Source organism: Pantoea leporis, assembly GCF_028048155.1.
Classification (GTDB): Bacteria; Pseudomonadota; Gammaproteobacteria; order Enterobacterales; family Enterobacteriaceae; genus Pantoea; species Pantoea leporis.
In genome coordinates, this window is record NZ_JALMEU010000004.1 from 109,179 (window position 1) to 136,119 (window position 26,941).

Consider the following 26,941-nt stretch of genomic DNA (forward strand, 5'->3'; position numbering starts at 1 on the left):
CCTGCATGTCACCTCAAAACGCCACCGTGCGCTGGCAGCTGTGGATCGTCGCGTTTGGCTTCTTTATGCAGGCGCTGGATACCACCATCGTCAATACCGCGATCCCGTCGATGGCGCGCGATCTCAACGTCAGCCCGCTGAATATGCACTCGGTGATCGTCTCTTATGTGCTGACGGTGGCGATTACGTTGCCGATCAGCGGCTGGCTGGCGGACCGTTTTGGCGTGCGCAATATCTTCTTCTGCGCGATTGTGCTGTTCAGCATCGGCTCGCTGCTGTGCGCCTTCTCCGCCACGCTCGATGAGCTGATTATGGCGCGCGTGGTGCAAGGAATTGGTGGCGCGATGATGGTGCCGGTTGGCCGCTTAACGGTGATGAAAATTGTGCCGCGCGAGCAATATATGTCGGCGATGACCTTCGTCACCACGCCGGGACAAATTGGTCCGCTGCTCGGCCCGGCGCTGGGCGGGATTCTGGTGCAGTACGCCAGCTGGCACTGGATTTTCCTGATCAACATTCCGGTTGGCATCATTGGTGCGATTGCCACGCTGACGCTGATGCCGAATTACACCATGCAGACGCGGCGCTTCGATTTCCTCGGTTTTGTGCTGCTGGCCGTCGGCATGGCGACCTTAACGATGGCGCTGGATGGTCAGCGCAGCGCCGGCGGATCGCCGCTGTTGCTCGGCTTACTGATTCTGGTTGGGGTGTTTTCGCTGTTGTTCTACCTGATGCACGGCCGCAACAACGATAACGCACTGTTCAGCCTGAAACTGTTTGATAACCGCATCTATTCAATTGGCCTGATCGGCAGTTTTACCGGCCGCATCGGTAGCGGCATGCTGCCGTTTATGACGCCCATTTTCCTGCAGGTCGGCCTCGGCTATAGCCCATTCCACGCCGGATTGATGATGATTCCAATGGTGCTCGGCAATATGGGGACTAAGCGCGTGGTGGTGCGCATCGTCAACCTGTTCGGCTATCGCAATGCGCTGGTCGGCGCGACCCTGTCACTGGCGCTGGTGGTGCTGCTGTTCCCGCTGGTGGCGCTGCTGGGATGGATTTGGCTGCTGCCGGTGGTGTTATTGCTGCAGGGCATGGTCAACGCCATCCGCTTCTCTTCGATGAATACCCTGACGCTAAAGGAACTGCCGGACGATCTGGCTTCCAGCGGCAACTCGTTGTTGTCAATGATCATGCAGCTGTCGATGAGTATTGGCGTCACCGTGGCCGGTTTGCTGCTGGGCGCATTTGGCCACGGCGTGGTAGCCGACAGCCCGGCGGCGCATCAAACCTTCATTTACGCCTATCTATGCATGGCGCTGGTGATTGCGCTGCCGGCGCTGGTGTTCTGGCGCGTACCGAAGGATGTCAGTAAAAACGTTGACCTTAGAGGCAGGAGCAAAGGATGAAGCGGCCGGTAAAATGGGGCATTGGTGCCAAGCTGTTTGCGGCGATTTTTTCCACCTGCATGCTGGTGATCATCACCATGCATTGGGGCGTGCGGCTCAGCTTTGAGCACGGCTTTGTGGATTACATCAAAAAGGGCAACGAGCAGCGCTTAACCCTGCTGAGCGATGCGCTGGCCGATCAGTATGAACAGCACGGTAGCTGGGATTTTCTGCGCAGCAATGACAAGCTGATTTTTTCAATTTTGCGCTCGCTGGAGCAGAATCCGGGCAGCGTGAATCAGTTACCGCCGCACGGCTGGCGCACGCAGTTCTGGATTATCGATCAGCAATACAAAGTGCTGTCAGGGCCGCGCCAGCCGGTACCGCCGGAAGGTACCCGGCGCAATATCACCACCAGCAACGGCAAAATTGTTGGCTGGGTGATTGCCTCACCGGCAGAACGTCTGACGCGCAGCACCGACATCAACTTTGATCAGCAGCAGCGACGCACCAGCTGGATGATTGTGGCGCTGACCGGGTTACTCGCCGCGCTGGTCACCTGGCTGCTGGCGCGCGGTTTACTGGCACCGGTAAAACGGCTGGTGGATGGCACGCACCATTTGGCGGCGGGCAATTTCGCTACCCGCGTGGAAGTCGGCAGCAGCGATGAACTCGGCCAACTGGGCCGCGACTTCAACCAGCTTGCCAGTTCGCTGGAAAAGAACGAAAGCAACCGCCGCGCCTTTATGGCCGACATCTCCCATGAACTGCGCACGCCGCTGGCGATTCTGCGCGGTGAGCTGGAAGCGATGCAGGATGGCGTGCGCAAGCTGACGCCGGAAGCCATCAGTTCATTGCAAAGTGAAGTGGTGGTGCTGACGAAACTGGTGGAGGATCTGCATCAGCTGTCATTATCTGACGCGGGCGCCCTCGCCTATCGCAAGCAGCCGGTTGATCTGGTCACTCTGCTGGAAGTGGTGGCCGGCAGCTTCGGCGAACGCTATCGCAGCCGCGGCTTAGCTCTTAATCTGGCGTTACCCGCGCAGGCGGAGAGCTTTGGCGATCCCGATCGCCTGATGCAGCTGTTCACCAATTTGCTGGAAAACAGCCTGCGTTACACCGACAGCGGTGGCGCGGTGCAGCTCTCGATGCAGCTGGCGGGCGAAAACTGGCAGCTGCGCTTTGCGGATAGCGCGCCGGGCGTTGATCCGGCCCATCAGGCACAATTATTTGAACGATTTTTCCGCGCGGAAAGTTCACGCAATCGCGCCAGCGGCGGCTCTGGGCTTGGCCTGGCGATCTGTAAAAACATCGTGGAAGCGCATGACGGCAGCATCAGTGCGGATCACTCTGATTTAGGTGGACTGCAAATCACGCTAAACTTGCCGTATGTTCCTCACTAGACGCCACTTATGAGCCCGGAAAATAGCGATCCTCTGATCCTTGTAGTAGAAGATGAACCCAAACTGGCGCAGTTGATGATTGATTATCTGCAGGCGTCCAACTATCGCACGCACCACATTGCCGACGGTAACGCGGTGTTGAGCTATGTTCAGCACACGCCGCCGGACCTGATGCTGCTGGATTTGATGCTGCCCGGCCGCGACGGCTTAACCCTGTGCCGCGAAATTCGACGTTTCTCGGAACTGCCGATCATCATGGTGACCGCGCGCACCGAGGAGATTGATCGCCTGCTGGGGCTTGAAATCGGCGCGGATGACTATATCTGCAAGCCGTTCAGCCCGCGTGAAGTGGTGGCGCGCGTCAAAACCATTTTGCGCCGCGTCAAACGTTCGCCGGAAGAGGCGCAGCAGGAATCGCCTCTGCATATTGATGAGAGCCGCTTTCAGGCCAGCTGGCGTGAACAACAGCTGGAGCTGACGCCCGCCGAATTTCGTCTGCTGAAAACGCTGGCGCTGGAGCCGGGAAAAGTGTTCTCGCGCGAGCAGTTGCTCAATCATCTCTACGACGATTACCGCGTAGTCACCGATCGCACTATCGACAGTCACATCAAAAACCTGCGCCGCAAGCTGGAAAGCCTCGATGCGGAACAGCCGTTTATCCGCGCGGTGTACGGCATGGGGTATCGCTGGGAAGCTGACGTCTGCCGCTTGCTGTAGCCTGCAACGGCTTACATTGATCCAGGTCAATTTACATCGGGTGCGGGCCTGCCTACAATTCCCCACCTTTTGCAGGGCCGTATAATGCGGCCGCTGCACCTGCCATCCACGATGGCATGCTGACCTGACATCAGTGAGAAAATCCATGTTAAAACCTGAACTGCTTTCTCCAGCGGGATCGCTGAAGAATATGCGCTATGCCTTTGCCTACGGCGCTGATGCCGTCTACGCTGGCCAACCGCGCTACAGCCTGCGCGTGCGCAACAACGAATTCACCCACGAGATTCTGGCGCAGGGCATCAATGAAGCCCATGCGCTCGGTAAGAAATTCTACGTGGTGGTCAACATCGCCCCGCACAACGCCAAACTGAAAACCTTTATCCGCGATCTGACGCCGGTCATTGCCATGCAGCCGGACGCGCTGATCATGTCCGATCCCGGCTTGATTATGCTGGTGCGTGAAGCCTTTCCGCAGATGCCGATTCATCTGTCGGTGCAGGCCAACGCGGTCAACTGGGCCACGGTGAAATTCTGGCAGCAGATGGGGCTGACGCGCGTGATTCTTTCACGCGAGCTATCGCTGGATGAGATTGCAGAAATCCGTCAGCAGGTGCCGGAAATGGAGATTGAGATCTTCGTGCACGGCGCGCTGTGCATGGCTTACTCCGGCCGCTGCCTGCTCTCGGGCTACCTCAACAAACGCGATCCGAATCAAGGGACCTGCACCAACGCCTGCCGCTGGGAATATAAAGTGGAAGAAGGCAAGCAGGATGAGATGGGCAATATCGTCGGTTTCCATGAGCCGGTTAAGGTGCAGGAGCCGACTTTGGGCGCCGGCGCGACCACCGACCGCGTGTTCCTGCTGGAAGAGAAGATGAAGCCGGGTGAGGTGATGAGCGCCTTCGAGGATGAACACGGCACCTACATCATGAACTCAAAAGATCTGCGCGCGGTGGCGCACGTTGAACGTCTGAGCCAAATGGGTGTTCACTCGCTGAAAATCGAAGGCCGCACCAAATCCTTCTACTACTGCGCGCGCACCGCGCAGGTTTATCGCCGTGCCATTGACGATGCCGCTGCGGGTAAACCCTTCGACCCAGCGCTGCTGGAGACGCTGGAAGGTTTGGCGCATCGCGGTTACACCGAAGGCTTTCTGCGTCGTCATACCCATGACAGCTATCAGAACTACCAGCAAGGTTTCTCCATCTCCGAGCGCCAGCAGTTTGTCGGCGAATTCACCGGCGAACGTCGCGGTGACTGGGCGCAGATTGCGGTAAAGAATAAGTTTATGCTCGGGGATTCTGTCGAGATCATGACGCCCGAAGGCAACCTCAATTGCACGCTGGAAACCATGCAGAACGATAAAGGATCGGCGGTGGACGTGGCGCCAGGTGATGGACACCGCGTGTGGATCCCGGTCCCGGAATCGGTCAACCTCGCCTTCGCCCTGCTGTTGCGTAATTTCACCGATGGCCACAGCACCTACGATCCTCACGGGAAAAATCGCACATAAAGAAAAGAAAATGGCGAAGTTAGAGTAGGATCACAGACCCTTTCTTCGCCTCGCTTTAGAATCTCGCCTGCTGCTAACGAGTAAGAATAAAAGCAGGTAGTACCAGGAACCACCTCATTCACCCGCCCGGCTCCCCCGTGCGGGTTTTCTTTTTTGATCGCCCACCGATTTTTTCGTCGCCCGCCGATAAAGTTCTCTCCCCAGCTATGCTATAACCAGTGCTCTGTCTCTCGCATCAAGGAACTGATAATGCAAAACAAACCGCTGACGCTGCTGATCCTCAACGGGAAAGGCGCAGGTAATGAAGATTTGCGCGCTGCGGTGAATACGCTGCGTGATGAAGGCTTTAATCTGGCGGTGCGCGTCACCTGGGAAAAAGGTGATGGCGATCGTTATGTACAAGAAGCGGTCGCTTTGCAGGCAGAAACCGTGGTGGCTGGCGGCGGTGATGGCACCATTAATGAGATCGCGACCGCGCTGGCGGGATTACCCGAGCAGCAGCGTCCGGCGCTGGGCATTTTACCGCTCGGCACCGCCAATGATTTCGCCACCAGCGTCGGTATTCCTGAAGGGATGGAACCGGCTTTACGTCTCGCGCTGGTGGGAAAAGCCACGGCTATCGATTTGGCGCGCGTGAACGGCGATCGCTACTTTATCAATATGGCGACCGGCGGATTTGGCACGCGCATCACCACCGAAACGCCTGAAAAGCTGAAATCGGCGCTCGGCGGCGTGTCCTACTTTATTCATGGTTTGATGCGCGTCGATGCGCTGAAACCGGATCGCTGCGAAATCAGCGGCCCCGGCTTTAACTGGCAAGGCGATGCGCTGGTGATTGGCATCGGCAATGGACGTCAGGCTGGCGGCGGACAAAAGCTCTGCCCGGATGCCTTAATCAATGACGGACAGCTCAACCTCAGCATCGTCACCGCGCAAGAGCTGCTGCCAACGTTGCTGCATTCGCTGACGCGTGATGATGAAAATCCGAATATCGTCACGGCGCAGCTGCAGTCGCTCACCATCCGTTCACCGCACGAGATGACATTTAATCTGGATGGCGAACCGCTGACGGGAAGTGAGTTTGAGATTGAAGTGATGGCGGGCGCACTGAGCTGCCGTTTACCGCCTCAATGCCCGTTACTTGCTTAACGCACATTACCGTAGCGGCGCGCTTTCAACGGCGCGCAATACATTGCGCCGCTACGATGTTGTTCAGTTAACTGTGATTACACCTTCATCCAGCGGCGTTCCAGCGCGGAAACCGCAACCGCTTCCAGCACCTTTTGCACCTGCAATCCTTCGGCGAAATCTGGCCACATGCGATCGCCAGCGGCAATGCCATTGATTAAATCGCGAATCTCGACGGTTTTCTGATCGTTGAAACCGATGCCGTGCCCGGCAGAGACGCAGAAGTTAGCGTAATCCGGATGCGCCGGACCGGTCAAAATGGTTTTGAAACCCTGGCGGCCTGCCGGTTCATCGTGAATATACAGCTCCAGCTCGGCCATACGTTCCTGGGTATAACGCAGCGTGCCTTTAGTACCGGTGACCACATAGGTCAGGCCCATTTTGCTGCCGCAGGCGATTCGCGAGGTTTCAAATACGCCGTGCGCACCGTTTTTAAAGCGCAGCAAGGCGCTGGCCTGATCTTCGTTTTCCACCGGCAGCAGGCGTGAAGCATCCTTCGGATCCGGACGCTCTTTAATCACCGTCATCATATCGCCGCTGACTTCTTCAATATCACCGACCAAATAGTGCGCCATATTCACAATATGCGCAGCGAGGTCGCCAAGCGCGCCTAATCCGGCCAACGCTTTCTGGCAGTGCCAATCGAGCGGCGTTTCCGGCCGTGCCAGATAATCTTCATTGTGCGTGCCGTAGAAGTGCACCACATCGCCGATTTCACCACGCGCGATAATTTCGCGCGCCAGTTGGCTGGTGGGGTTTTTCATGTAATTAAAGCCGACCAGCGTTTTAACGCCCGCCTGCTGCGCCGCTTGTACCATCTCTTCCGCATCGGCCACTGATAGCGATAGCGGTTTCTCAGAGTAAACGTGCTTGCCGTTGCGAATCGCTTCCAGCGCCATCTCTTTATGCAGGAAGTTCGGCGCGCAGATATCAACCACATCGATGTTCGGATCGCGCACCAGCTCGTGCCAGTCGCCGGTAGAACGGGCAAAGCCAAAAGTTGCCGCCTGTTTTGCTGCCAGCTCTGGGTTCACTTCCGCCAGCATTTCACGCACGATCTCGCCTTTCAGGGCAAAAACCGTAGGTGCCTGAGCGTAAGCAATCGCGTGACAACGACCGATGTAACCACTGCCAATCATTCCAATTCTGACTTTGTTCATGACTATTCCCGCATTCGCTTAAGAGTTGATCTGGAATATATGTTTCGCTTTTGGCCCCGACAACGGCGAAATGAAATATCTGTGATCATGCATGCGAGGTATCTGACAAAATCGACAAATCAGAATGTAATTTTGCATAGAGATGGTGATCATCGTCACAAAAGAGGTTGTATTAGTCGTAATTTTGCCGCGCTGAGTCCGCTCATAGCGCGCAATTGACGCTTTATTCAGCAGTCAGAACGAATTGTGAAAAAGAGTTTTGACAAGGCGAGGGCCGCTCGATAATATGCGCCCCGTTCAAACGATTCCTCTGTAGTTCAGTCGGTAGAACGGCGGACTGTTAATCCGTATGTCACTGGTTCGAGTCCAGTCAGAGGAGCCAAATTTAAAAAACCCGCTCAGGGAAACCTGAGCGGGTTTTTGTCATTTCAGCGTCGCCATTTAGGGTGGCCGTGATTCCCTGGTCGCCATGAATGGCGCCCCTACGTAACTGTTCCTCTGTGATTCTCTTCACAACTCTTTAACGCCGACTTGTATGGTAGTATTAGTGCGCGTATTTTTTCATCATTGCATTCCCGTTGGAGTAGATGATGAAAAGTGTAGTGATTGAGCAACCGGGTGAACTGGTATTGGCAGAACGTCCGCTGCCGCAACCCGCTGCCGGTGAAGTACGCGTGAAGGTGCAATTTGCCAGCATCTGCGGTTCCGACGTGCATATCTGGCACGGCCACAATCCTTTCGCTAAATATCCGCGCGTGATTGGTCACGAATTCTTCGGCCTGATTGATGCGGTCGGCGATGACGTTGCCGCCAGCCGCATTGGCGAACGTGTGGCGGTCGATCCGGTGGTCAGCTGCGGTCACTGCTATCCCTGCTCGATTGGTCGCCCGAACGTCTGCACAACGTTGCAGGTGATTGGCGTGCACCGCGACGGTGGCTTTAGCGAATATGCCGTGGCGCCAGCAAAAAACGCCTTCCGCCTGCCGGATAGCGTTCCCGACAAACTCGCCAGCATGGTCGAACCTTTCACCATCGCGGCCAATATCACCGCCTTCCTCAAACCACAGCCAAACGATGTGGCGCTGATTTACGGTGCCGGGCCAATGGGCCTTACCGCCATTCAGGTGCTGAAAGGCGTGTATAGCGTTGAACAGGTACTGGTGGTTGATCGTCTGCCAGAACGGCTGGCGCTGGCGCAGGAAAACGGTGCCGATCAGGTGTTCAACAACAGCGAAATTCCGCTCGCCGCGCAGCTGGAAGGATTGCAACCAACGCTGATTATCGACGCCGCCTGTCACCCTTCGATCCTGGCAGAAGCCGCCGCCCTCGCCTCACCGGCGGCGCGTATCGGCCTGCTGGGTTTTTCTGGCGAGCCGTGCAGCATCACGCAGCAAAGTCTCACCAGCAAAGAGCTGTCGCTGTTCACCTCGCGTCTCAACAGCAATCGCTTCCCGCAGGTGATTGAGTGGATTGAGCAAGGCCAGATCCAGCCGGAGAAACTGGTGACGCACTATTTCCCGCTGGCAGACGTTGAGCAAGCCATGACGCTGTTCGAAAAAGATCCCCGCACCTGCTGCAAAGTGATCCTACAAATGGGTTAAGTTAACCCGCACACCAGGTGTCCCCATGCCGGTCCCTTACCTGCCGGCATTATTACTATAAAAAATGACGATGACGGAGTTTCTATGTTTAAGAACCTGCGCTGGACCCTCGTACTGCTGTTGTTCCTGGTGTTTATGATCAACTACCTTGATCGTATCGCCCTCTCTCTGACGGTACCGCTGGTGGAAAAAGACCTGATGATCAACGCCGAGCAGTTCGGCATGATTTTCGGCAGCTTCTTCTTCGGTTATGCCCTGTTTAACTTCATCGGTGGCCTGGCGACGGATAAATTTGGCCCGACCATCGTGCTCGGCACCGCCGTTGGCATGTGGTCGCTGTTCTGCGGCCTGACCGCGATGGCGACTGGCTTCTGGTCGATGATGATTCTGCGCGTGCTGTTTGGCATGGCGGAAGGCCCCATCTCTGCCTCAGCGAACAAAGCCATTAACGGCTGGTTCCCGAAAAAACAGGCCGCCACCGCAATGGGCTTACTCAGCTCGGGTTCACCGCTGGGTGGCGCGGTTGCCGGTCCGATTGTTGGCTATCTGGCGCTGTCGTTCGGCTGGCGTCCGGCATTTGTAGTGATCGCCGCGATTGGCTTCGTCTGGCTGGCGCTGTGGTTCTTCTTCGCGTCAGATAATCCGGCGAAAAGTAAGCGCGTCTCGGCAGAAGAGCGTGCCTTAGTAGAAAAACTGAAAGCCGAAGAACCGGCCGACGTGATCGACTCAAGCGGCGCCGCGCATGGTTTGGGCTTTTATCTGCGCCAGCCGATCATTCTGGTCACCGCCTTTGCCTTCTTCTGCTACAACTACATTCTGTTCTTCTTCCTGAGCTGGTTCCCGGCATATCTGGTGCAGGCGCACGGCCTCGATATCAAAGCGATGAGCATCACCACCATGATCCCGTGGATTGTTGGCTTCGTGGGCCTGGCGCTGGGTGGCTGGATCTCCGATAAGATTTTCAACATCACCGGCAAGCTGCTGCTTTCACGAAAAATTGTGCTGGTAGTTTCACTTACCGCCGCGGCGATTTGCGTGGCGCTGGCAGGTACGATAAAAGAGGTCAACTCGGCGGTGATCATGATGTCGATCTCGATCTTCTTCCTCTACATCACCGGCGCAATTTACTGGGCGATTGTGCAGGACGTGGTGCACAAAAGCCGTGTCGGCAGCATCAGTGGCTTTATCCATCTGATTGGTAGCTTGTCCGGTGTGATCGGCCCGGTGGTGACTGGCTTCATCGTGCAGCACTCCGGTAAGTTTGACAGCGCCTTTATCCTCGCAGGTGCGGTGGCTGGCGTCGGCGCGCTGCTGGTACTGCTGGTGATTCGTGAACCTAAAGCCACCAATAAACCGGTTTCAGTGTAATTCTCATGGGGCGCTGAGCGCCCCATTTGCTAAAAGGAATGACTATGTTAGAGCTTGATCGCCTCCCCGCTGATGTCCAACGCCCCGCTTACGATCGTAGCCAACTCAAGACCCGCATGGTGCACATCGGCTTTGGCGCCTTCCACCGCGCGCATCAGGCGCTGGCGACCGATAAGCTGGCCGCTCAGGGCAGCGACTGGGGCTATTGCGAAGTGAATCTCAACAGCGGCACGCTGATTCAGGCGCTGCGTCAGCAGGATCTGCTCTACACGCTAACCGAAATGGCGGATGAGAGTTTACACACGCGGGTGATTGGCGTGGTGACGCAAGCGCTGCATGGCAAAGGCGACGGCATTGAGGCGGTGATCGAGGCGATGAGCCAGCCGGACGTGGCGATTGTCTCGATGACCGTAACCGAGAAAGGTTATTGCTACATGCCGTCGAGCGGCAAGCTCAATCCCGATCATCCCGATATTGTGCACGACCTCGCTCATCCTGGTGAGCCACGTTCGCTGCCCGGCTTGATTCTGGCGGCCATTATCCGCCGCCGCGAACGCAATTTGCCGCCGTTTAGCGTGATGTCCTGCGACAATATGCCAGAGAACGGTCATGTCACGCGCAACGTGATCACCCAGTTGGCCGAGCGCCACAACCCTGCGCTGGCTGAATATATCCAGGCGCACATCACCTTCCCTTCGACCATGGTTGATCGCATCGTCCCGGCCATGACCGATGCCGCGTTCGACACGCTGGCGGAACGTTTGGGCAACCGCGATCCGGTGGCGGTTGAAGCCGAACCGTTTTTCCAGTGGGTCATCGAAGACAACTTCGTTAACGGACGTCCGGCGTGGGAAAACGCGGGCGCTGAGCTGGTCAGCGATGTGCTGCCGTTCGAAGAGATGAAGCTGCGGATGCTCAACGGCAGCCACTCGTTCCTCGCGTATCTCGGTTTTCTCGCCGGTTATGAACACATCAGCGATTGCATGGCCGATGCCAGCTATCGTGCGGCGGCGCGCGCGTTGATGTTGCAGGATCAGGCGCCGACGCTGCGCACGCAAGGCGTCGATCTCGAAGCCTACGCTGATTCCCTGATTGCACGTTACGAGAATCGCGCCATCAAACATCGTACCTATCAAATCGCCACCGATGGCACGCAAAAACTGCCGCAGCGCCTGCTGGATAGCGCGCGCTGGCATCTGCGCAATGGCACCTCGTGCGATTTCGTGTTGCTGGGCGTGGCGGGCTGGATGCGCTATGTCAGCGGTGTGGATGAGCAAGGTCAGGCCATTGAGATTCGCGATCCGCTGAAAGATCAGCTGGCGGACATTGTGGCCCACAGTGAGGACGGTGCGCCACGTGTTAAGGCGTTGCTCGGCCTCAACGCCGTGTTTGGTGACGATCTGCAGCAGCAGCCCGCCTTTGTCTCACGCGTGACTGAACTCTATCAGCAACTGGTTAAACAGGGCGCGCGCGCCACCGTTCAAAGCCTCGTCACACAAGGCTAAGCGCCTGCACAAATGTGTAGCGCAGACGCAGCGTGCTGATTAGACTGAACCTTTCTTAACGGGCTGGCAGATGCCAGCCGTAATACGGATATTGCTGCATGTCGACTGCCTATACCATAACCACCAGCGAACCGGTAAATCAGCAGATCTATCGTTATCTGCGCAAAGATATTGTGACCTGCGTTATTCATCCGGGCTCGCTGCTGTCGGAGAAGGAAGTGTCGGCGCGTTTTAACGTGTCACGTCAGCCGGTACGTGAAGCCTTTATCAAGCTGGCGGAAGCCGGACTGGTGCAGGTGCTACCGCAGCGCGGCACCTTCGTGCGCAAAATCTCCGCTCAGCGCGTGGCCGACGGTCGCTTTATCCGTGAAGCGGTAGAGATCGCCGTGGTTCGCCGCGCCGCGCAGGAGATGGGTGCGACCGGATTGATGGCGCTGGAGCATAACCTGCAGCTGCAGCGTCTCGCCGCTGAACGTCATGACAGCCAGGCTTTCCTGGGGCTGGACGATGAGTTTCACCGCTTAATTGCTGAAGGGATTAATTGCCTGCTGGCGTGGGAAACGGTGGAGAACATCAAAGCTACCATGGACCGCGTGCGCTTTCTGACCCTGAGCGAAGTGTCACCGCCGGAGCGTTTGATTCAGCAGCATGAAGATATCTATAACGCGTTGAAAGCGCATGATGTTGACGCAGCTGAAAGCGCAATGCGCCGTCATCTGCAGGAGATGATTTTGACCATTACGCCGATTGCCGAGCGTAATAGTGAGTGGTTTGAGGCGCCTTGATTTAGTGCTCGCTGTCCCCCATCCCGGCCTTCCCCCGCGAGCGGGGGAAGGAGATGCTGCCACATGCAGCTTTAACACTGACATATGGCAGCATCTTCCTCCCCCATTAATGGGGGAGGACCGAGGAGGGGGACAGCACGCACTTATTGAGGAGGACCAAGGAGGGGGAAAATCAGCACAACCCCACTCAATCAAGCAATCGTCACATCCTTCGACAAATACACATCCTGCACCGCATTAATCAGCTGCACGCCCTCTTTCAACGTCTTCTTAAACGCCTTGCGCCCCAGAATCAGCCCCATGCCGCCGGCACGCTTATTGATCACCGCCGTACGCACCGACTCCGCGATATCCGTTTCACCCGCAGAAGCGCCGCCGGAATTGATCAAACCCGCGCGTCCCATATAGCAGTTCGCCAGTTGGTAACGCACCAAATCAATCGGGTTTTCCGTAGTCAGCTTGCTGTAAACGCGCTCATCGGTGTGACCAAACTTCACCGCGTTATAGCCGCCGTTATTCTCCGCCATCTTCTGCTTGACGATATCCGCACCGATGGTCGCCGCCAGATGGTTGGCCTGGCCAGTTAAATCGGCGCTGGCGTGATAATCGACGCCCTCTTTCTTGAACGCATCATTACGCAGATAGGCCCACAGCACCGTCACCATGCCCAGCTCGTGCGCACGTTCAAAGGCCGCCGAGATCTCTTCAATCTGGCGACGTGATTGTTCAGAACCAAAGTAGATGGTGGCGCCAACCGCCACCGCGCCCAGATTAAAGGCCTGTTCCACGCTGGCGTACAACGTCTGATCGTATTGCGTCGGATAGCTCAGCGTTTCGTTGTGGTTCAGCTTCACCATAAACGGAATGCGGTGCGCGTAGCGACGAGAAACTGAAGCCAGCACCCCGTAGGTGGAGGCGACGCAGTTACAGCCAGCTTCAATCGCCAGCTCAACAATGTTTTTCGGATCGAAATAAGCTGGATTGGCCGCAAAGGATGCGCCCGCCGAGTGCTCAACGCCCTGATCGACCGGCAGAATCGACAAATAGCCGGTGCCGGCTAAACGTCCGGTGTTGTACAGCGTTTGCATGTTGCGCAGTACGGCAGGAGAACGATTGTTGTCGATCATCACGCGATCAACATAATCCGCGCCGGGTAAATAGAGGCTATCCGCTGGAATGGTCATGCAGCGATGTTGAAGAAGGCTATCCGCCTCTTTGCCCAATAACTGTACGATGTCCGTCATGTTCGCTCCTGATAAATGGCTGGATTGGAACCGGCCGTTGCCGATTCGCCCCCAACAGCCTGGACCGGAAAGCGCCAGGCTGGCAAATTGCTGACTCCATTTTTCAGACGGATGCGCAGTGAAAAAGCGGCAATCTGGCGTTACGCCCTACCACCATCGATGGAAATGGTGCACCGGCCCAATGCCTTTGCCGACCTCCAGCGAATCGGCATGCAGCAGCGCCTGTTGCAGCCACGCCTTGGCTTCAGCGACCGTTGCCGCCCAGCTATTATGGCGCGGACGCAACGCCGCCAGCGCGGCTGAAAGCGAGCATCCGGTGCCGTGCGTGTGACGCGTATTGACGCGCGGCGCGGTAAAGCGCTGACGTCCGTCGCGGGTAATCAGCCAGTCCGGGCTTTCGGCATCGCTAAGGTGTCCGCCCTTCATCAGCACCGCTTCGCAGCCAAGATCGAGCAGCGCATCGCCCTGCTGCAACATGGTTTTCTCATCCTGCGCCATCGCGCGTCCCAGCAGCGCGGCGGCTTCCGGCAGGTTTGGTGTGATCAGCGATACCTGCGGCAGCAGCAATTCGCGCACGCTCGCCACCGCATCCGGCGACAGCAGCGCATCGCCGCTTTTGGCAATCATCACCGTATCCAGCACCACAAACGGCAGGCTGGCCCGTTTCAGCCGCTCGGCGACCACCTCGACAATCGCGGTTTCTGACAGCATGCCAATCTTCGCAGCATCAATGCGCACATCATTCAGCACCGAATCAAGCTGTGCGCCAACAAAATCAGGTTCGATGCGATACACCGACTGCACGCCGCAGGTGTTCTGCGCCACCAGCGCGGTGATGACGCTGGTGCCATACGCGCCCAGCGCGGAGAAAGCTTTGAGGTCGGCCTGAATACCTGCGCCGCCGCTCGGATCGGTGCCAGCAATGGTCAATGCATTGATGCGTTTCATGCCTCGACCTCCAGCGTCCACAGCGTATCGAGGAAAGCAGCGGCAAAGCTGCCTGGCCCGGCGACCTGGCGCGCTGTCTGCTCACCCGCCAGCGACATCACGCGGCAGGCCGCAGCGACATGCTGCAGGCGATCGCCCGGCAAGCTGGTGCAGGCGGCAACCACCGCCGTCAACGCGCAGCCGGTGCCAACCACGCGCGTCATCAGCGGGCTGCCGCCGGGGATGGCGAATGTCTGCACGCCGTCAGTGACATAATCCACTTCACCGGTCACCGCCACAACGGTGTGGTAATCACGCGCCAGCTGCTGGGCAGCGCTTAACGCGATATCGGCCTGATGCAGACTGTCGACACCGCGTCCGCCGCTAGCCTGTTGCGCCAGTGCGAGAATTTCTGAAGCGTTACCGCGAATCGCCGCCGGTTGCAGGCTCAGCAACTGTTGGCAGAATGCGGTGCGCAGCGTTAGTGCGCCAACCGCCACCGGATCCAAGGTCCACGGCGTGCCTGCGGTTTGCGCCGCTTGCACCGCCGCCCACATCGCATCACGACGGTCGCGCGTCAGCGTACCTACGTTTATCAACAACGCATCGGCAAAACCGGCAAACTGCGCCGCTTCTTCAGGATCGATCACCATCGCGGGCGAAGCTTGCAGTGCCAGCAGCACGTTGGCAGTAAAGGTTTGCACCACGTCATTGGTCATGCAGTGCACCAGCGGCGCTTGCTGACGCAGCAGTTGCAGAGAGTGCGCGAGTTGCGCGGGGGAAAGAAGGTCAGGCTGTTTCATAAGGCTCCCAACCGGCGATCAAGAAGGCGAATGCGGTCAGGCATCTGACTTCCCTACGCTGGCATTATCCAGATCAGGTCGGCGGGTGTATCTCAGCCCTGTATTAAAGGGGCACCCCGAGTCAAAACTACGTTGGCGAGCATAGGGAACAAGTTGGGGTAAAGCAAGTAAACGCCGCTTTCCTGGAATCTGGCTCACAAAGCAACAAATTACACATTCATGTAACTTATTGATAAAACGCCTTAAAACGACGCTTTTTTGCGTGCTGCGTCATACTTTGTAATAAATCCCATTGATAATTCGCGTCGCGAAAAATAGCATCCCCGGCAACTTGTTTCATGACGAAACAATACGGATTTGTTAATTGTTTATGGAAGCATCACGGAGGATTTGCTATGCGTCGGATTCCACGCGCGCCGCTCTCTGCGGCCATTGTCTCTGCCCTGTTTGCCGGCACTTTTGTGCCGGTTCCCTCCGCCCACGCCGTGGGTTTTGTCGAAGACGCCACTCTCTCTGGCAATCTGTTTTACTGGCAACGCCAGCGCGATCGCAAAGAGATGGATCCGCAAAAAGGCTCGTACGGTCAGTATGATGCCAATCTGCATCACGCCTCTGCGAATGCCAATCTCGACTTCTCATCCGGTTACGCCGGTGAGGTGATCGGCCTCGATCTGGCAGCGTTTGGCGCGCTGGAGTTAAGCAACGGCGGCCCGGCGGCACCGAATGAAATTGGTTTCAGCAATGCCCGTACGCGCTGGGATGAGGACTGGAGCGGAGATAAGAGCGGCTTAAGTCTCTATAAAGCCGCCATCAAGGCAAAATGGCAGGATAACTGGCTGCGCGCAGGCTATCTGCAGCCCACCGGGCAGACGCTGCTGGCACCGCACTGGAGCTTCCTGCCCGGCACCTATCGCGGTGTTGAGGCCGGCACCACCTTTGATTTTAGCGACGCCGGCGCCCTTTCCGTCTCCTGGATGTGGACTGACGAATACAAAGCGCCGTGGTATCGCGACATGTACAACTTCCGTAAAGCCGATGGCGTGACGGAGATTCCGTGGCTGCAATCCTTTGGTGTCAAATACGATTTTAAAAACGCGCTGGTGCTGGAAGGCGCCTACGGCCAGGCGGCAAATTACATGGATCAGTATTTTGCCAAAGCCTCTTATCAGCTGCCGCTGGCCGATGCACCGCTGCGCACCAGTTATCAATTTTATGGCGCGAAGGATCGTGACAACAGCGGCGTTGGCCAGGTGAACGATGTTTACGATGGCCTCGCGTGGCTGCAGGCGCTGACGTTCGGCTACACGCTCGGCGCGTTCGATTTCCGCCTCGAAGGCACATGGGTAAAAGCCGAGGGTAATCAGGGCTTCTTCCTGCAACGTATGACGCCGTCTTACGCCAGCTCGAATGGCCGCATGGACGTGTGGTGGGATTCTCGCTCAGACTGGAACGCCAACGGTGAGAAAGCGCTCTTCGCCGGTGTGATGGTGGATCTGGGACACTGGCAATTACCTGGCTGGCAAGTCGGTACATCGTACGCCTACGGTTGGGACGCGAAGCCTTCCACCAATCCCCTCTACGACCAAAATCAGCGCCTGAAAGAGTCCGCGTGGAGCCTCGACCTGGTTTACACCATCCAGCAAGGCCGCGCCAAAGACACCCAATTCAAGCTGCACTACACCCGCTACGACAATCACAGCGATCTTCCCAGCTATAGCGGCGGCTACGGCAACATCTTCCAGGACGAGAAAGACATCAAATTTATGGTCGTCGCGCCATTCACCCTGTTTTGACCCCGATCTGGCAGGAGCCAGAGACTTACCTCCGTGGAGAAGGATAACAACATGAAAAAGTTAAAAATCAGTTTACTGGCGCTGAGCGTGATGAGCCTTGCCGCCTGCAGTTCATCCCCGCGCAGTAATCAGCAGGTCGTCGATCAAATCAGTCAGTTCGGCGTGCAGTATCAGGTCACTGACAACCAGGCGGCCGATCACGGCGTGAACTGCGCGAAACTCGGTGCCGATTGGGCATCCTGCAACACCGCTACCATCACGCTGACCAACAACGGTCCGGCGCTCACCAGTAAAAACTGGGCAATCTACATGAGCAACGTGCACGAAACGCTGCGGGTGGATAACGATCAGTTCAAAATGACCCATATCGTCGGCGATTTAACCCGTCTGGAACCGACGGAGAAATTCAAAGGTATCGCGGCGGGTGAGTCGATTGAGATCCCTATCGTCAATGAATACTGGCAGCTGTTTATCACCGACGTGATGCCGCGCTGGTATGTCACCGCCGCCAATGCCACGCCAAAAATTATCACCAGCACCGATACCGAAAACCTCAGCGACTTTGTTAAGCCGTTTGGCGGCCAATGGAAGCGCATTGCCGACGATAAAAACGTGCTAATGCTGCCGCAAAGTCGCTTCTCAAAGAATGCCGATGTGGCGCAACTGCCTGCCAGCGCGCTGCGCGGACAAATCACCCCAACGCCGCGTTCGGTGAAAGTTCATGCGGCGGATGTCGATCTGAGCCGTGGCGTTGCCTTGCATCTTGAGGTATTGGCGGACAACCAGGCCGATGCAGTTAAACAGCGTTTCGATTTGATGGGGCTCAAACCGCAGTCAGCGGGTTATGACATTCATACCCGTATCGCCGTCAATCATTTCCACGGCGCAGAGGCGGTTTCCGGTGCTTATGAACTGCGCATCACACCGCGCGGCACCGATATCATTGGTTACGATCAAGCTGGCGTTTACTACGGCTTAATGTCGTTACTGTCGCTGGTGCCGGCTGAAGGTAAACCGATTATCGCCACGCTTGAAGCGAAAGATGCACCGCGCTTTGCCTATCGCGGTGCCTTCCTCGATGTGGCGCGTAATTTCCACAGCAAGCAAGCGGTGCTGCGCATGCTCGATCAAATGGCGGCGTGGAAGATGAATAAATTCCACTTCCACCTGACCGATGACGAAGCCTGGCGTATCGAAATCCCCGGTCTGCCAGAGTTGACCGACGTCGGCAGTAAGCGTTGTCACGATCTGACTGAGCAGCAATGTCTTCTGCCGCAATTGGGCTCCGGCCCGCTCACGAATAACAACGGAACCGGACATTTCAGCCGCGCCGATTATATTGAGATCGTCAAATACGCGCAGGCGCGCAACATCGAAGTGATCCCGGAAATCGATATGCCCGCGCATGCACGCGCGGCGGTGATCTCTATGGAGGCGCGATATCAGCAACTGATGAAAGCAGGTAAACCGCAGCAGGCCAGTGAATATCGATTGGTGGATCCTACGGATACCTCGAATACCCGTTCCGTGCAGCTGTACGACCGCACCAGCTATCTCAATCCTTGCCTCGACTCCTCGAAGCGCTTTGTCGATAAAGTGATGGGTGAAGTGCAGGCGATGCACCGCGAAGCCGGCCAACCGTTGACCACCTGGCACTTTGGCGGTGATGAAGCGAAAAACATTCGCCTCGGTAGCGGCTACAGCGATGTTAAGAACCCGAAAGCGGGAACGGGCATTTTAGACCAAAGCAAAGAGGACAAACCCTGGGCAAAATCTCAGGTCTGCCAGGCGGTGGTGAAATCCGGCAAGGTGGAAGATCTGGAGCACTTGCCAAGTCACTTCGCGCTGGAAGTGAGCAAGATGGTGAAAGCGCACGGCATTCCGGTGATGCAGGCCTGGCAGGATGGATTGAAAGATGCCACTGACGCGCACGCCTTCGCCACTTCGCGCGTACGCGTTAACTTCTGGGACACGCTCTATTGGGGCGGCTTTGACACCGCCAACGACTGGACGCTGAAAGATTATGAAGTGGTGATCTCCAATCCGGATTACGTCTACATGGACTTCCCGTATGAGGTGAATCCTAACGAGCGCGGCTATTACTGGGGCACACGCTTCAGCGATGAGCGCAAGATGTTTGGATTCGCGCCGAACAACCTGCCGCAGAACGCTGAAACCTCGGTGGATCGCGACGGGAAGACCTTTGATGCCACCTCGAATAAGCCGTGGTCAGGCGCATACGGCATTTCAGTACAGCTGTGGAGTGAAACCACGCGTACCGATCAGCAGATGGATTACATGGTATTCCCGCGCCTGCTGTCGGTGGCCGAACGCGGTTGGCATCGCGCGGAGTGGGAGCTGGATTATCAGCAAGGTCGCACCTTTAAAGGAGGTGAAACCCACTTCGTTAACCAGCAGCAGCGCAATCAGGACTGGCAGCGTTTCGCCAATCTGTTAGGCCAGCGTGAGTTGGGCAAGATGGATAAAGCCGGTATTCACTACCGTTTACCGGTGCCGGGGGCGCGCGTCGAGAATGGCACACTGACCATGAACATTGCGCTGCCGGGTCTGCCGCTGGAGTACAGCCTGGATAAGGGTAAGCGCTGGCAGCGTTATCAACCACATGCTAAACCGGCAATTACTGCTAGCGATAAAGTCTGGGTGCGTAGCGTGAGTCCGGATGGCAAACGCTTCAGCCGCGCTGAAGCACTTTAAAAACTTTCTGCCCCTCGCTGGAGTGCCTGGGGCGAACACTGACAAGGATGTCGATGAAACACTCAACCTTCTCTTTTTATGTTGTTGCGCTGGGTGCCGGTTTAAGCGGCGCCCTGTTCATTCCGACGCTCAGCTTATTTCTAGCCAGTGAACTTAACGTGGCAGCCTGGAAAATCGGCGCCTTCTACAGCGTTAATGCGCTCAGCAGTATTGCGATGAGCTTACTGATTGCCCGTTATTCAGATCGTGTCACGCAGCGTCGCCCGCTACTGCTCTTGTGCTTATTCGCACAGGCGCTCAATGCGCTGCTGTTTATCTTCTGCCGCGATTATCTGCTGTTAATTTCGCTCGGCTCGCTGCTCAATGCTTGCGGCAGTGCGGCGATACCGCAACTGTTCGCGCTGGCACGTCAAACCCGCAGTGACAATGCTTTCAGCGCCATTTTACGCGCGCAATTTTCGCTGGCGTGGGTATTCGGCCCACCGCTGGCATTCTGGATTGTTCAGTTGGCCGGCTTCACCTGGCTGTATGCCGTCATGTTCGTGCTGTTACTGAGCGTGACGCTGCTGGCTGTCACCTTGCCGCCTGGCGAGCGGCTGGCAAGCGCTACTCCTGCAAAGCAACCGGACCGGCAGCCGCTGGGGCAAAACCTTTGCTTCCTGATGTTTGCCACCTTGCTGGTATGGAGCTGCAGCGCACTCTATCTGATTGCGTTTCCTATGCATCTGGCAGAGCAGCCAACCTTGTCTGCCGACTGGAGTGGCGTGCTTTTTGGCCTCGCCGCGGCGCTGGAAATACCGATCATGCTGCTCAGCGCCAGCAAGCTCAAACGCTGGGGTAAGAAAACGCAAATGCAGGCAGCCATGCTGTGCGGCATGATGTTTTATGTGGGAATTTACTTCAGTCAAAGTTTTATCCCACTGATGTTACTGCAAATTTTCAATGCCATTTTCATCGCTATCATCGCTACCGTTGGCATGTTCTGGTTTCAGGATTTACTGCAACATCGTCAGGGAATGGCGGCCACGCTGTATACCAATTCGATGTCCATCGGCGTGCTGCTTGCTGGCGTTTTACAGGGAATTATCACCACCGTCTCACCGCTGGCCATCTGGCCGGCAGCCTGTGTGCTGTTGGTGATGTCATCACTACTGATAATAAAGGTCGACAATGTTTAAACACCCTCATTCGTCGCGCACCGCTGCGCGCAACAAAACACATGGAGTGTACGTAAATGAATGTCTTAATTACTGGCGGTGCGGGCTATATTGGCTCACACATTGCCCTTAGCCTGCTGCAGAAAAACCATCGTGTAATCGTACTGGATAATTTGTGTAATAGCTCACCGCTGGCATTAAGGCGTGTCGAAGCGTTAAGCGGAAAGAAAATGACGTTTCATCAGGGCGATATTCGCCGCCGCGCCGATCTAAATCAGGTATTTAGCCATCAACCGATTGATGCGGTTATTCATATGGCAGGGCTCAAATCGGTAAATGAATCGCTGCAGAAACCGGTGAAGTATTATCAAAACAATATTGCCGGAACGCTCATGCTGCTGGAAACCATGAAGCAGCATCAGGTGAAAAAACTTATTTTCAGCTCATCCGCCACGGTTTATGGCATTCCGGTAAAGATTCCGCTGTGTGAGAACTGTGATACCGGCAATACCACCAATCCTTATGGCGCCTCCAAATACATGGTGGAGAAGATCATGGGTGAAGTGGTTGATGCACAACCTGAGTTAGCCATTACCGCACTGCGCTACTTCAATCCCGCCGGCGCACATCCCTCCGGCCAGATTGGTGAGCATCCTGAAGGGATTCCCAACAATTTGCTGCCCTATCTGTTTCAGGTTGCCAATGGACTAAGAAGCCATCTGCCGGTATTTGGTGATGACTATGCAACGCCCGACGGCACCGGCGTGCGCGACTACATCCACGTGATGGATTTAGCCGAAGGTCATATTCAGGCGCTAAATCATCTCAAACCGGGCTATCGCCATTACAACCTGGGTACCGGACAAGGCTACTCGGTGCTGGAAATCGTGCAGATGTTTGAACAGGTGAGCGGCCGAAGCGTGCCGCTCGATATGCGCCCGCGTCGTCCCGGCGATGTCGCCATCTGCTTATCCGATCCCGGTCAGGCAAAAAAAGAACTGGGCTGGCAAGCAACTCGCGGCCTCGAAGACATGCTGCGCGACGCATGGCGCTGGCATACGCAGAATCCGCAAGGCTATGTTGCTCAACCAGCCGGGAGCGAAATCTGATGATGACGCGCGAAACGTTTTTACCTCACTACGAACGCCAACTCGCCGCGCTTAAAAAGCGCTTTACCTATCCCGCGACAGCAGACTGGCAACAAGCGTTACGGCAGTTTAAACAGTGGCAAGTGGAACATCAGCCGCACGAGGTGTGCGTTGCGGAACTCTCTTCGATGTTCGCGGTGCCCACCAGCCGACTGACAGGTAATGAATGCACGCTCCATCGCATCTGGCTCGGCGGACCATCACCACTCAACGTCAACCGCACCATTGCCCAATGGCAACGCGCGATAGAAGCCAGTCGCAGTGATTTCCGGCAAACGCTATGGGTGTGGAATGCACAGCAGCTGGCGGCAGAGGATCGCTTCGTCGCTCAGCAGGGAAACAGCCCCTTTCATGCTGGCACGCTGTTTCTGCCTGATGCGCTGGTGCAGGTCAACAGCTTGAGCGCACTGATCCAGTCATTTGATGGCGCGCTGATCGATGTGCTGCAGCAACTGCATGATAAGCGCTATTACGCTACGCTTTCTGACTTCTTCCGCCTGGCGATTCTCAATCGGTGCGGCGGCGTTTATATGGATGCCGATACACTTCCCGCTCAGCCTGCGACGCTGTTTCTCTGTCATCCTGAACTGCCGGATTTTGCAGGAGAACAGCAGCAAATTAACTGGCTGAATCTCTTCACTGATGAAACCGGCATGATCATCAGCCATCAAAACAATCCGGTGCTGCAGGATTTGCAGCAGCGACTCAGTGCGGTATATCGCGGCTGGCCTCAGCCAATCACAGCAAAAACGCCAGAAAGCGAACGCGCCATCTTCGAACCTTTTTACCAGTTATGGTGCGAGCAATTGCAGGTCACGCAGCTCAGCCATCAGGATTTCAGCCGGTTTGCCGTATGGGGTTTTGATGTTCAGCAGCATCGCGTGAGCGGGATTAAAGGCATGCGCCTGACGGAGGATATTCTCAGCGGTGAACGTCGCCCGCTAAGTGGTGAAGAGCAGCAGCATTATCAGCATACGATTACTCAGCTAGCACAACGCGACTGGCAATTAAGCGATCCTCTGCAGTTGGGTGAACTGGTACCTTTGCTTTCTGAATGCGATATCCTGCAAATTGCTTATGCGCCGCAGCTGCGCGCTGAAATTCCCTATTATCACTATTACGGCGTGCTCTCTCAGGATCCGCAACTGGATAAAGTGAATGCGTTATTCAGCAATTTTTTAATTGCGATTAACGCCAGGAACATAAAAGCAGGTGATTTCTGGCAGCCGATTGATGGTCAGAAAGCGTCGCCGCTGAGCTTCAAACCGGGAAGTATTACAGACAAGCATGAACAGCTCGCGATGGCGAAATTAATTTTCACCACCAGCTATCTGGAATACTGCTCGGTCGATAATATTTATGCCACTGATATAACCACCCTACAGCTGCGGCAAAATATCCAGCCTTTCCTGCAACAGATTGCCGTGATTTATAATCCGCAGGGAAAAATGGTGGGTTTCGTTAACGCTGCGCCGATTCAGGATTACGATCACATCAAGGTGCAATATGGCTATCGTCAGGAGGTTTTTCCACTGGATGTGGCTTACGACAGTTTCGTGAATCAGCATCGCCAGCCGGACGATTTCTTCATTTGCAGCGTGGCGCTGCAGCCCGAGGAACAGGGAAAAGGCTATTTCAATCAAATTTTGTCAAAGCTTAAGGATCAAGCCAAACAGCAAAAAATGCGCCGCATCACCTTATGCGTCTGGCAATCGAACCCGGCAGCTATGATCTATCGCAAGAAAGGTTTTAAGGTGGTGAGCAGAATGAAACAGGAGGTTGCACGGTTTAGTGATGAAATCGTGTTTATGGCGCTAATGCTGTAATCCTTCCGCGATCAAATAATCCGGTGCGAATCTATTTTTATTCGCACCGGAAGCAACAGAAGCGCGGTGAAATAAGCAAAGTTTTAATCACCTTGATACTTATCAAATTTATTACGCCAGAAAACGGGCCTAATTGCGCTCCGGATTTGAAGATAAACACCGCCCACTCCATTCCGGTAGCGATAATGAAATTAAAATTCTTCAGCTTTATTCCGCATGCACACAAATGGCATAACATCCGTATTTCCCGCAAAGGCGCTATTTCTCCCACCGGGCGAGCCTACTTCTCAACTCATGTTGAAGCACAATGTAAAGGCTGTGGCGAACGGCTGCATAAAATCTATTACCGCGATATTAGCGATGCGCAAGCCATACGCTGGTTAGGCTAATCATTGTTTCTAAATAAAAAAAAGCCCCGCAACATGCGTTGCAGGGCTATTGCGTGGCTATCGCAAAACTTATTCAGCCGGTTTGGTGCGGATCAGATAATCAAAGGCGCTGAGTGAGGCTTTCGCGCCTTCACCGCTGGCGATGATGATCTGCTTGTACGGCACCGTGGTGCAGTCGCCTGCGGCAAACACGCCTTTCAGGCTGGTTTCGCACTTGGCATCAATGATGATTTCGCCCATCTTGTTGCGCTCAACCGCACCTTCCAGGAAGGTGGTGTTCGGCAGCAAACCAATCTGCACGAAGATGCCGCTCAGCGCGATTTCGTGGCTGCTCTGATTGTTACGGTCAATGTAGGTCAGGCTGGTGACTTTGCTGCCGTCGCCTTTCACTTCGGTGGTCTGTGCATTCAGAATCACATCGACGTTTTTCAGGCTGCGCAGTTTGTCCTGCAGCACTTTGTCGGCGCGCATTTCGCTGGCAAATTCCAGCAGCGTCACGTGCTCAACAATACCGGCCAAATCGATTGCCGCTTCCACGCCTGAGTTACCGCCGCCGATCACCGCGGTGCGTTTGCCTTTAAACAGCGGGCCGTCGCAGTGCGGGCAATAAGTTACGCCCTTGGTGCGATACTGCTCTTCGCCAGGTACGCCCATGTTGCGCCAGCGTGCGCCGGTAGCAATGATGATGCTGCGGGATTTCAGTACTGCGCCAGATGCGGTTTCAATTGCGTGCAGACCGCCCTCTTTCGCCGCAGGAATCAGCTTGATGGCGCTCTGGGTATCAATCACATCAACATCGTAATCATCAACGTGGGCACGCAGAGAACCGGCCAGCTTCGCGCCTTCGGTTTTCGGTACGGAGATGTAGTTTTCAATGTCTACGGTGTCCAGCACCTGACCACCGAAACGCTCGCCCATCAGGCCAGTACGGATGCCTTTACGTGCAGAGTAGATGGCCGCTGCTGCGCCCGCCGGGCCGCTGCCGACGATCAGTACTTCGTAGGCTTCACGTTTGTTCAGCTCTTCCGCCGCACGCTTGTCGGCGTTGGTGTCCACTTTACCGACGATTTCCGCCAGGCTCAGACGGCCCTGACCAAACTCTTTACCGTTAAGGAATACCGCCGGCACGCCCATCACGTTGCGCTCGGTGATTTCGTTCTGGAACATACCGCCGTCAATCGCGGTATGGCTGATACGCGGGTTCAGCACCGCCATCAGGTTCAGCGCCTGTACCACGTCAGGACAGTTGTGGCACGACAGGGAATAATAAGTTTCGAAGTGGAAGTCGCCTTCCAAAGCCACAACCTGATCCAGCAGGCTCTGCGCTTCTTTCGAAGGGTGTCCACCGGTTTGCAGCAGGGCTAAAACCAGTGAAGTAAATTCGTGACCCATTGGCGAACCGGCAAAACGCGGACCGCTCTGGCTGCCTGGGTTAGTGATCAGGAAAGAGGGTTTACGCACCGGACGATCGTTCTCTTCGCGGAAGCTGACTTTGTCTGACAAGCCCGCGATATCGGCCAACAGAGAGCGAATCTCTGCCGATTTGGCGCCATCATCCAATGTGGCAATCAACTCAACCGGTTTCGTTAGTTTCTCAAGGTAAGCCTTGAGTTGGGTTTTTAAATTGGTGTCGAGCATAGTGAGTTCCTGTCATGAAAATCGGGTGCCGTAGCACCCGATAGAGAAAGATCGAATGGCAGCTAACTTAGATTTTGCCAACCAGGTCCAGTGATGGAGCCAGCGTTGCTTCGCCTTCTTTCCATTTTGCCGGGCAAACTTCACCTGGGTGAGAAGCAACGTACTGAGCGGCTTTCACTTTACGAATCAGGTCAGATGCGTCACGGCCAATGCCTTCTGCAGTGATTTCGATCGCCTGGATGATGCCTTGCGGGTCAACGATGAAGGTACCGCGGTCTGCCAGACCTTCGTCTTCGCGCATGATTTCGAAGTTACGGGTCAGCGCGCCAGTTGGGTCACCGATCATCGCGTATTTGATTTTCGCGATGGTGTCAGAAGAACCGTGCCAGGCTTTGTGGGTAAAGTGCGTGTCAGTAGAAACAGAGTAGATATCTACACCCAGTTTCTGGAACTCTTCGTGATGGTCTGCAACGTCACCCAGTTCGGTTGGGCATACGAAGGTGAAGTCAGCCGGGTAGAAGAAGAAAACACTCCATTTACCTTCAACGTCTTTCTCGGTGACTTCGATGAATTCGCCGTTTTTGAACGCTGCGTTTTTAAATGGTTTGATCTTGGTATTAATGATGGACATGGTGACCTCCGTTAAAAGATGTGATGCAGGCTACAGAAT

General features: G+C 55.7%; 21 protein-coding genes, 1 tRNA gene and 1 riboswitch. Of the genes, 16 read left to right on the top strand and 6 right to left on the bottom strand.

Annotated features, from left to right (window positions below; translation table 11 throughout):
• Positions 1–5 precede the first annotated feature (5 nt).
• The 5 genes from mdtD (at position 6) to yegS (ending at position 6,173) form a co-directional block, all read left to right on the top strand.
• Complete coding sequence (mdtD, locus tag MWH02_RS13235; RefSeq protein WP_271460813.1) at positions 6–1,412, top strand: multidrug transporter subunit MdtD; 1,407 nt, start codon at positions 6–8, stop codon at positions 1,410–1,412.
• The gene (gene baeS / locus MWH02_RS13240) at positions 1,409–2,794 is read left to right on the top strand and encodes an envelope stress sensor histidine kinase BaeS (protein ID WP_101763347.1); all 1,386 of its coding nucleotides are present in this window, start codon (positions 1,409–1,411) and stop codon (positions 2,792–2,794) included. Before mdtD ends, baeS begins: the two co-directional genes overlap by 4 nt.
• A gap of 9 nt (positions 2,795–2,803) precedes the next feature.
• Complete coding sequence (gene baeR, locus MWH02_RS13245) at positions 2,804–3,511, top strand: envelope stress response regulator BaeR (protein ID WP_101763346.1); 708 nt, start codon at positions 2,804–2,806, stop codon at positions 3,509–3,511.
• Positions 3,512–3,656: 145 nt separating this feature from the next.
• Positions 3,657–5,024 (top strand): prephenate-dependent tRNA uridine(34) hydroxylase TrhP, encoded by a 1,368-nt coding sequence (gene trhP / locus MWH02_RS13250; protein ID WP_271460814.1) that lies wholly within the window; start codon positions 3,657–3,659, stop codon positions 5,022–5,024.
• A 249-nt stretch (positions 5,025–5,273) separates the two neighbouring features.
• Positions 5,274–6,173, top strand: coding sequence for a lipid kinase YegS (gene yegS / locus MWH02_RS13255; protein ID WP_110866633.1), 900 nt, complete (start codon positions 5,274–5,276; stop codon positions 6,171–6,173).
• 77 nt (positions 6,174–6,250) lie between these two features.
• On the opposite strand, the gene MWH02_RS13260 is transcribed toward yegS, so the two are convergent.
• Positions 6,251–7,372, bottom strand: coding sequence for a Gfo/Idh/MocA family protein (locus tag MWH02_RS13260; RefSeq protein WP_217548664.1), 1,122 nt, complete (start codon positions 7,370–7,372; stop codon positions 6,251–6,253).
• A 306-nt stretch (positions 7,373–7,678) separates the two neighbouring features.
• Here MWH02_RS13260 and MWH02_RS13265 point away from each other — a divergent pair.
• The 5 genes from MWH02_RS13265 (at position 7,679) to MWH02_RS13285 (ending at position 12,631) form a co-directional block, all read left to right on the top strand.
• A tRNA-Asn gene (locus tag MWH02_RS13265) sits at positions 7,679–7,754 on the top strand.
• A gap of 208 nt (positions 7,755–7,962) precedes the next feature.
• Positions 7,963–8,973 (top strand): Zn-dependent oxidoreductase, encoded by a 1,011-nt coding sequence (locus tag MWH02_RS13270; protein ID WP_271460891.1) that lies wholly within the window; start codon positions 7,963–7,965, stop codon positions 8,971–8,973.
• Positions 8,974–9,057: 84 nt separating this feature from the next.
• The gene (locus tag MWH02_RS13275) at positions 9,058–10,341 is read left to right on the top strand and encodes an MFS transporter (RefSeq protein ID WP_101763341.1); all 1,284 of its coding nucleotides are present in this window, start codon (positions 9,058–9,060) and stop codon (positions 10,339–10,341) included.
• 44 nt (positions 10,342–10,385) lie between these two features.
• Positions 10,386–11,846: a mannitol dehydrogenase family protein gene (locus tag MWH02_RS13280; protein WP_271460815.1), complete on the top strand. Its 1,461-nt coding sequence runs from the start codon at positions 10,386–10,388 to the stop codon at positions 11,844–11,846.
• Positions 11,847–11,944: 98 nt separating this feature from the next.
• Positions 11,945–12,631 (top strand): GntR family transcriptional regulator, encoded by a 687-nt coding sequence (locus tag MWH02_RS13285; RefSeq protein ID WP_101763339.1) that lies wholly within the window; start codon positions 11,945–11,947, stop codon positions 12,629–12,631.
• A 191-nt stretch (positions 12,632–12,822) separates the two neighbouring features.
• Here the strand turns inward: MWH02_RS13285 and fbaB are convergent, their stop codons facing one another.
• The 3 genes from fbaB to thiM form a co-directional block, all read right to left on the bottom strand.
• Positions 12,823–13,875, bottom strand: coding sequence for a class I fructose-bisphosphate aldolase (gene fbaB / locus MWH02_RS13290; protein WP_192233358.1), 1,053 nt, complete (start codon positions 13,873–13,875; stop codon positions 12,823–12,825).
• A 147-nt stretch (positions 13,876–14,022) separates the two neighbouring features.
• The gene (thiD, locus tag MWH02_RS13295) at positions 14,023–14,823 is read right to left on the bottom strand and encodes a bifunctional hydroxymethylpyrimidine kinase/phosphomethylpyrimidine kinase (protein ID WP_271460816.1); all 801 of its coding nucleotides are present in this window, start codon (positions 14,821–14,823) and stop codon (positions 14,023–14,025) included.
• Positions 14,820–15,605, bottom strand: coding sequence for a hydroxyethylthiazole kinase (thiM, locus tag MWH02_RS13300; RefSeq protein ID WP_192233356.1), 786 nt, complete (start codon positions 15,603–15,605; stop codon positions 14,820–14,822). Before thiM ends, thiD begins: the two co-directional genes overlap by 4 nt.
• A 33-nt stretch (positions 15,606–15,638) precedes the next feature.
• Positions 15,639–15,734, bottom strand: a riboswitch (TPP riboswitch).
• A gap of 266 nt (positions 15,735–16,000) precedes the next feature.
• Here thiM and chiP point away from each other — a divergent pair.
• From chiP to MWH02_RS13330, 6 genes are all read left to right on the top strand, one after another.
• Positions 16,001–17,398 carry a chitoporin ChiP gene (chiP, locus tag MWH02_RS13305; protein WP_271460817.1) on the top strand — a complete coding sequence of 466 codons (1,398 nt, stop codon included), beginning with the start codon at positions 16,001–16,003 and terminating at the stop codon, positions 17,396–17,398.
• A gap of 51 nt (positions 17,399–17,449) precedes the next feature.
• Positions 17,450–20,113, top strand: a complete 2,664-nt coding sequence (locus MWH02_RS13310) for a beta-N-acetylhexosaminidase (RefSeq protein WP_271460818.1) — start codon at positions 17,450–17,452, stop codon at positions 20,111–20,113.
• Between the two features lie 53 nt (positions 20,114–20,166).
• Positions 20,167–21,291 (top strand): sugar efflux transporter, encoded by a 1,125-nt coding sequence (locus MWH02_RS13315; protein ID WP_271460819.1) that lies wholly within the window; start codon positions 20,167–20,169, stop codon positions 21,289–21,291.
• A gap of 56 nt (positions 21,292–21,347) precedes the next feature.
• Positions 21,348–22,379 carry a UDP-glucose 4-epimerase GalE gene (galE, locus tag MWH02_RS13320; RefSeq protein ID WP_271460820.1) on the top strand — a complete coding sequence of 344 codons (1,032 nt, stop codon included), beginning with the start codon at positions 21,348–21,350 and terminating at the stop codon, positions 22,377–22,379.
• The gene (locus MWH02_RS13325; protein ID WP_271460821.1) at positions 22,379–24,244 is read left to right on the top strand and encodes a GNAT family N-acetyltransferase; all 1,866 of its coding nucleotides are present in this window, start codon (positions 22,379–22,381) and stop codon (positions 24,242–24,244) included. Before galE ends, MWH02_RS13325 begins: the two co-directional genes overlap by 1 nt.
• A 185-nt stretch (positions 24,245–24,429) precedes the next feature.
• A complete protein-coding gene (locus MWH02_RS13330; RefSeq protein WP_101763330.1) occupies positions 24,430–24,633 on the top strand; it encodes a hypothetical protein in 204 nt (67 codons plus the stop codon).
• A 69-nt stretch (positions 24,634–24,702) separates the two neighbouring features.
• Here the strand turns inward: MWH02_RS13330 and ahpF are convergent, their stop codons facing one another.
• Together ahpF and ahpC are read right to left on the bottom strand one after the other, a co-directional pair.
• Positions 24,703–26,271 (bottom strand): alkyl hydroperoxide reductase subunit F, encoded by a 1,569-nt coding sequence (gene ahpF / locus MWH02_RS13335; protein ID WP_192411512.1) that lies wholly within the window; start codon positions 26,269–26,271, stop codon positions 24,703–24,705.
• A 67-nt stretch (positions 26,272–26,338) separates the two neighbouring features.
• A complete protein-coding gene (ahpC, locus tag MWH02_RS13340; RefSeq protein WP_101763328.1) occupies positions 26,339–26,902 on the bottom strand; it encodes an alkyl hydroperoxide reductase subunit C in 564 nt (187 codons plus the stop codon).
• Positions 26,903–26,941 lie beyond the last annotated feature (39 nt).

Bases quoted from the DNA above. Each gene is read 5' to 3' on its own strand.
- mdtD (WP_271460813.1), top strand. From the start codon at position 6: ATGTCACCTCAAAACGCCACCGTGCGCTGGCAGCTGTGGATCGTCGCG.
- baeS (WP_101763347.1), top strand. From the start codon at position 1,409: ATGAAGCGGCCGGTAAAATGGGGCATTGGTGCCAAGCTGTTTGCGGCG.
- baeR (WP_101763346.1), top strand. From the start codon at position 2,804: ATGAGCCCGGAAAATAGCGATCCTCTGATCCTTGTAGTAGAAGATGAA.
- trhP (WP_271460814.1), top strand. From the start codon at position 3,657: ATGTTAAAACCTGAACTGCTTTCTCCAGCGGGATCGCTGAAGAATATG.
- yegS (WP_110866633.1), top strand. From the start codon at position 5,274: ATGCAAAACAAACCGCTGACGCTGCTGATCCTCAACGGGAAAGGCGCA.
- MWH02_RS13260 (WP_217548664.1), bottom strand. From the start codon at position 7,372: ATGAACAAAGTCAGAATTGGAATGATTGGCAGTGGTTACATCGGTCGT.
- MWH02_RS13270 (WP_271460891.1), top strand. From the start codon at position 7,963: ATGAAAAGTGTAGTGATTGAGCAACCGGGTGAACTGGTATTGGCAGAA.
- MWH02_RS13275 (WP_101763341.1), top strand. From the start codon at position 9,058: ATGTTTAAGAACCTGCGCTGGACCCTCGTACTGCTGTTGTTCCTGGTG.
- MWH02_RS13280 (WP_271460815.1), top strand. From the start codon at position 10,386: ATGTTAGAGCTTGATCGCCTCCCCGCTGATGTCCAACGCCCCGCTTAC.
- MWH02_RS13285 (WP_101763339.1), top strand. From the start codon at position 11,945: ATGTCGACTGCCTATACCATAACCACCAGCGAACCGGTAAATCAGCAG.
- fbaB (WP_192233358.1), bottom strand. From the start codon at position 13,875: ATGACGGACATCGTACAGTTATTGGGCAAAGAGGCGGATAGCCTTCTT.
- thiD (WP_271460816.1), bottom strand. From the start codon at position 14,823: ATGAAACGCATCAATGCATTGACCATTGCTGGCACCGATCCGAGCGGC.
- thiM (WP_192233356.1), bottom strand. From the start codon at position 15,605: ATGAAACAGCCTGACCTTCTTTCCCCCGCGCAACTCGCGCACTCTCTG.
- chiP (WP_271460817.1), top strand. From the start codon at position 16,001: ATGCGTCGGATTCCACGCGCGCCGCTCTCTGCGGCCATTGTCTCTGCC.
- MWH02_RS13310 (WP_271460818.1), top strand. From the start codon at position 17,450: ATGAAAAAGTTAAAAATCAGTTTACTGGCGCTGAGCGTGATGAGCCTT.
- MWH02_RS13315 (WP_271460819.1), top strand. From the start codon at position 20,167: ATGAAACACTCAACCTTCTCTTTTTATGTTGTTGCGCTGGGTGCCGGT.
- galE (WP_271460820.1), top strand. From the start codon at position 21,348: ATGAATGTCTTAATTACTGGCGGTGCGGGCTATATTGGCTCACACATT.
- MWH02_RS13325 (WP_271460821.1), top strand. From the start codon at position 22,379: ATGATGACGCGCGAAACGTTTTTACCTCACTACGAACGCCAACTCGCC.
- MWH02_RS13330 (WP_101763330.1), top strand. From the start codon at position 24,430: ATGAAATTAAAATTCTTCAGCTTTATTCCGCATGCACACAAATGGCAT.
- ahpF (WP_192411512.1), bottom strand. From the start codon at position 26,271: ATGCTCGACACCAATTTAAAAACCCAACTCAAGGCTTACCTTGAGAAA.
- ahpC (WP_101763328.1), bottom strand. From the start codon at position 26,902: ATGTCCATCATTAATACCAAGATCAAACCATTTAAAAACGCAGCGTTC.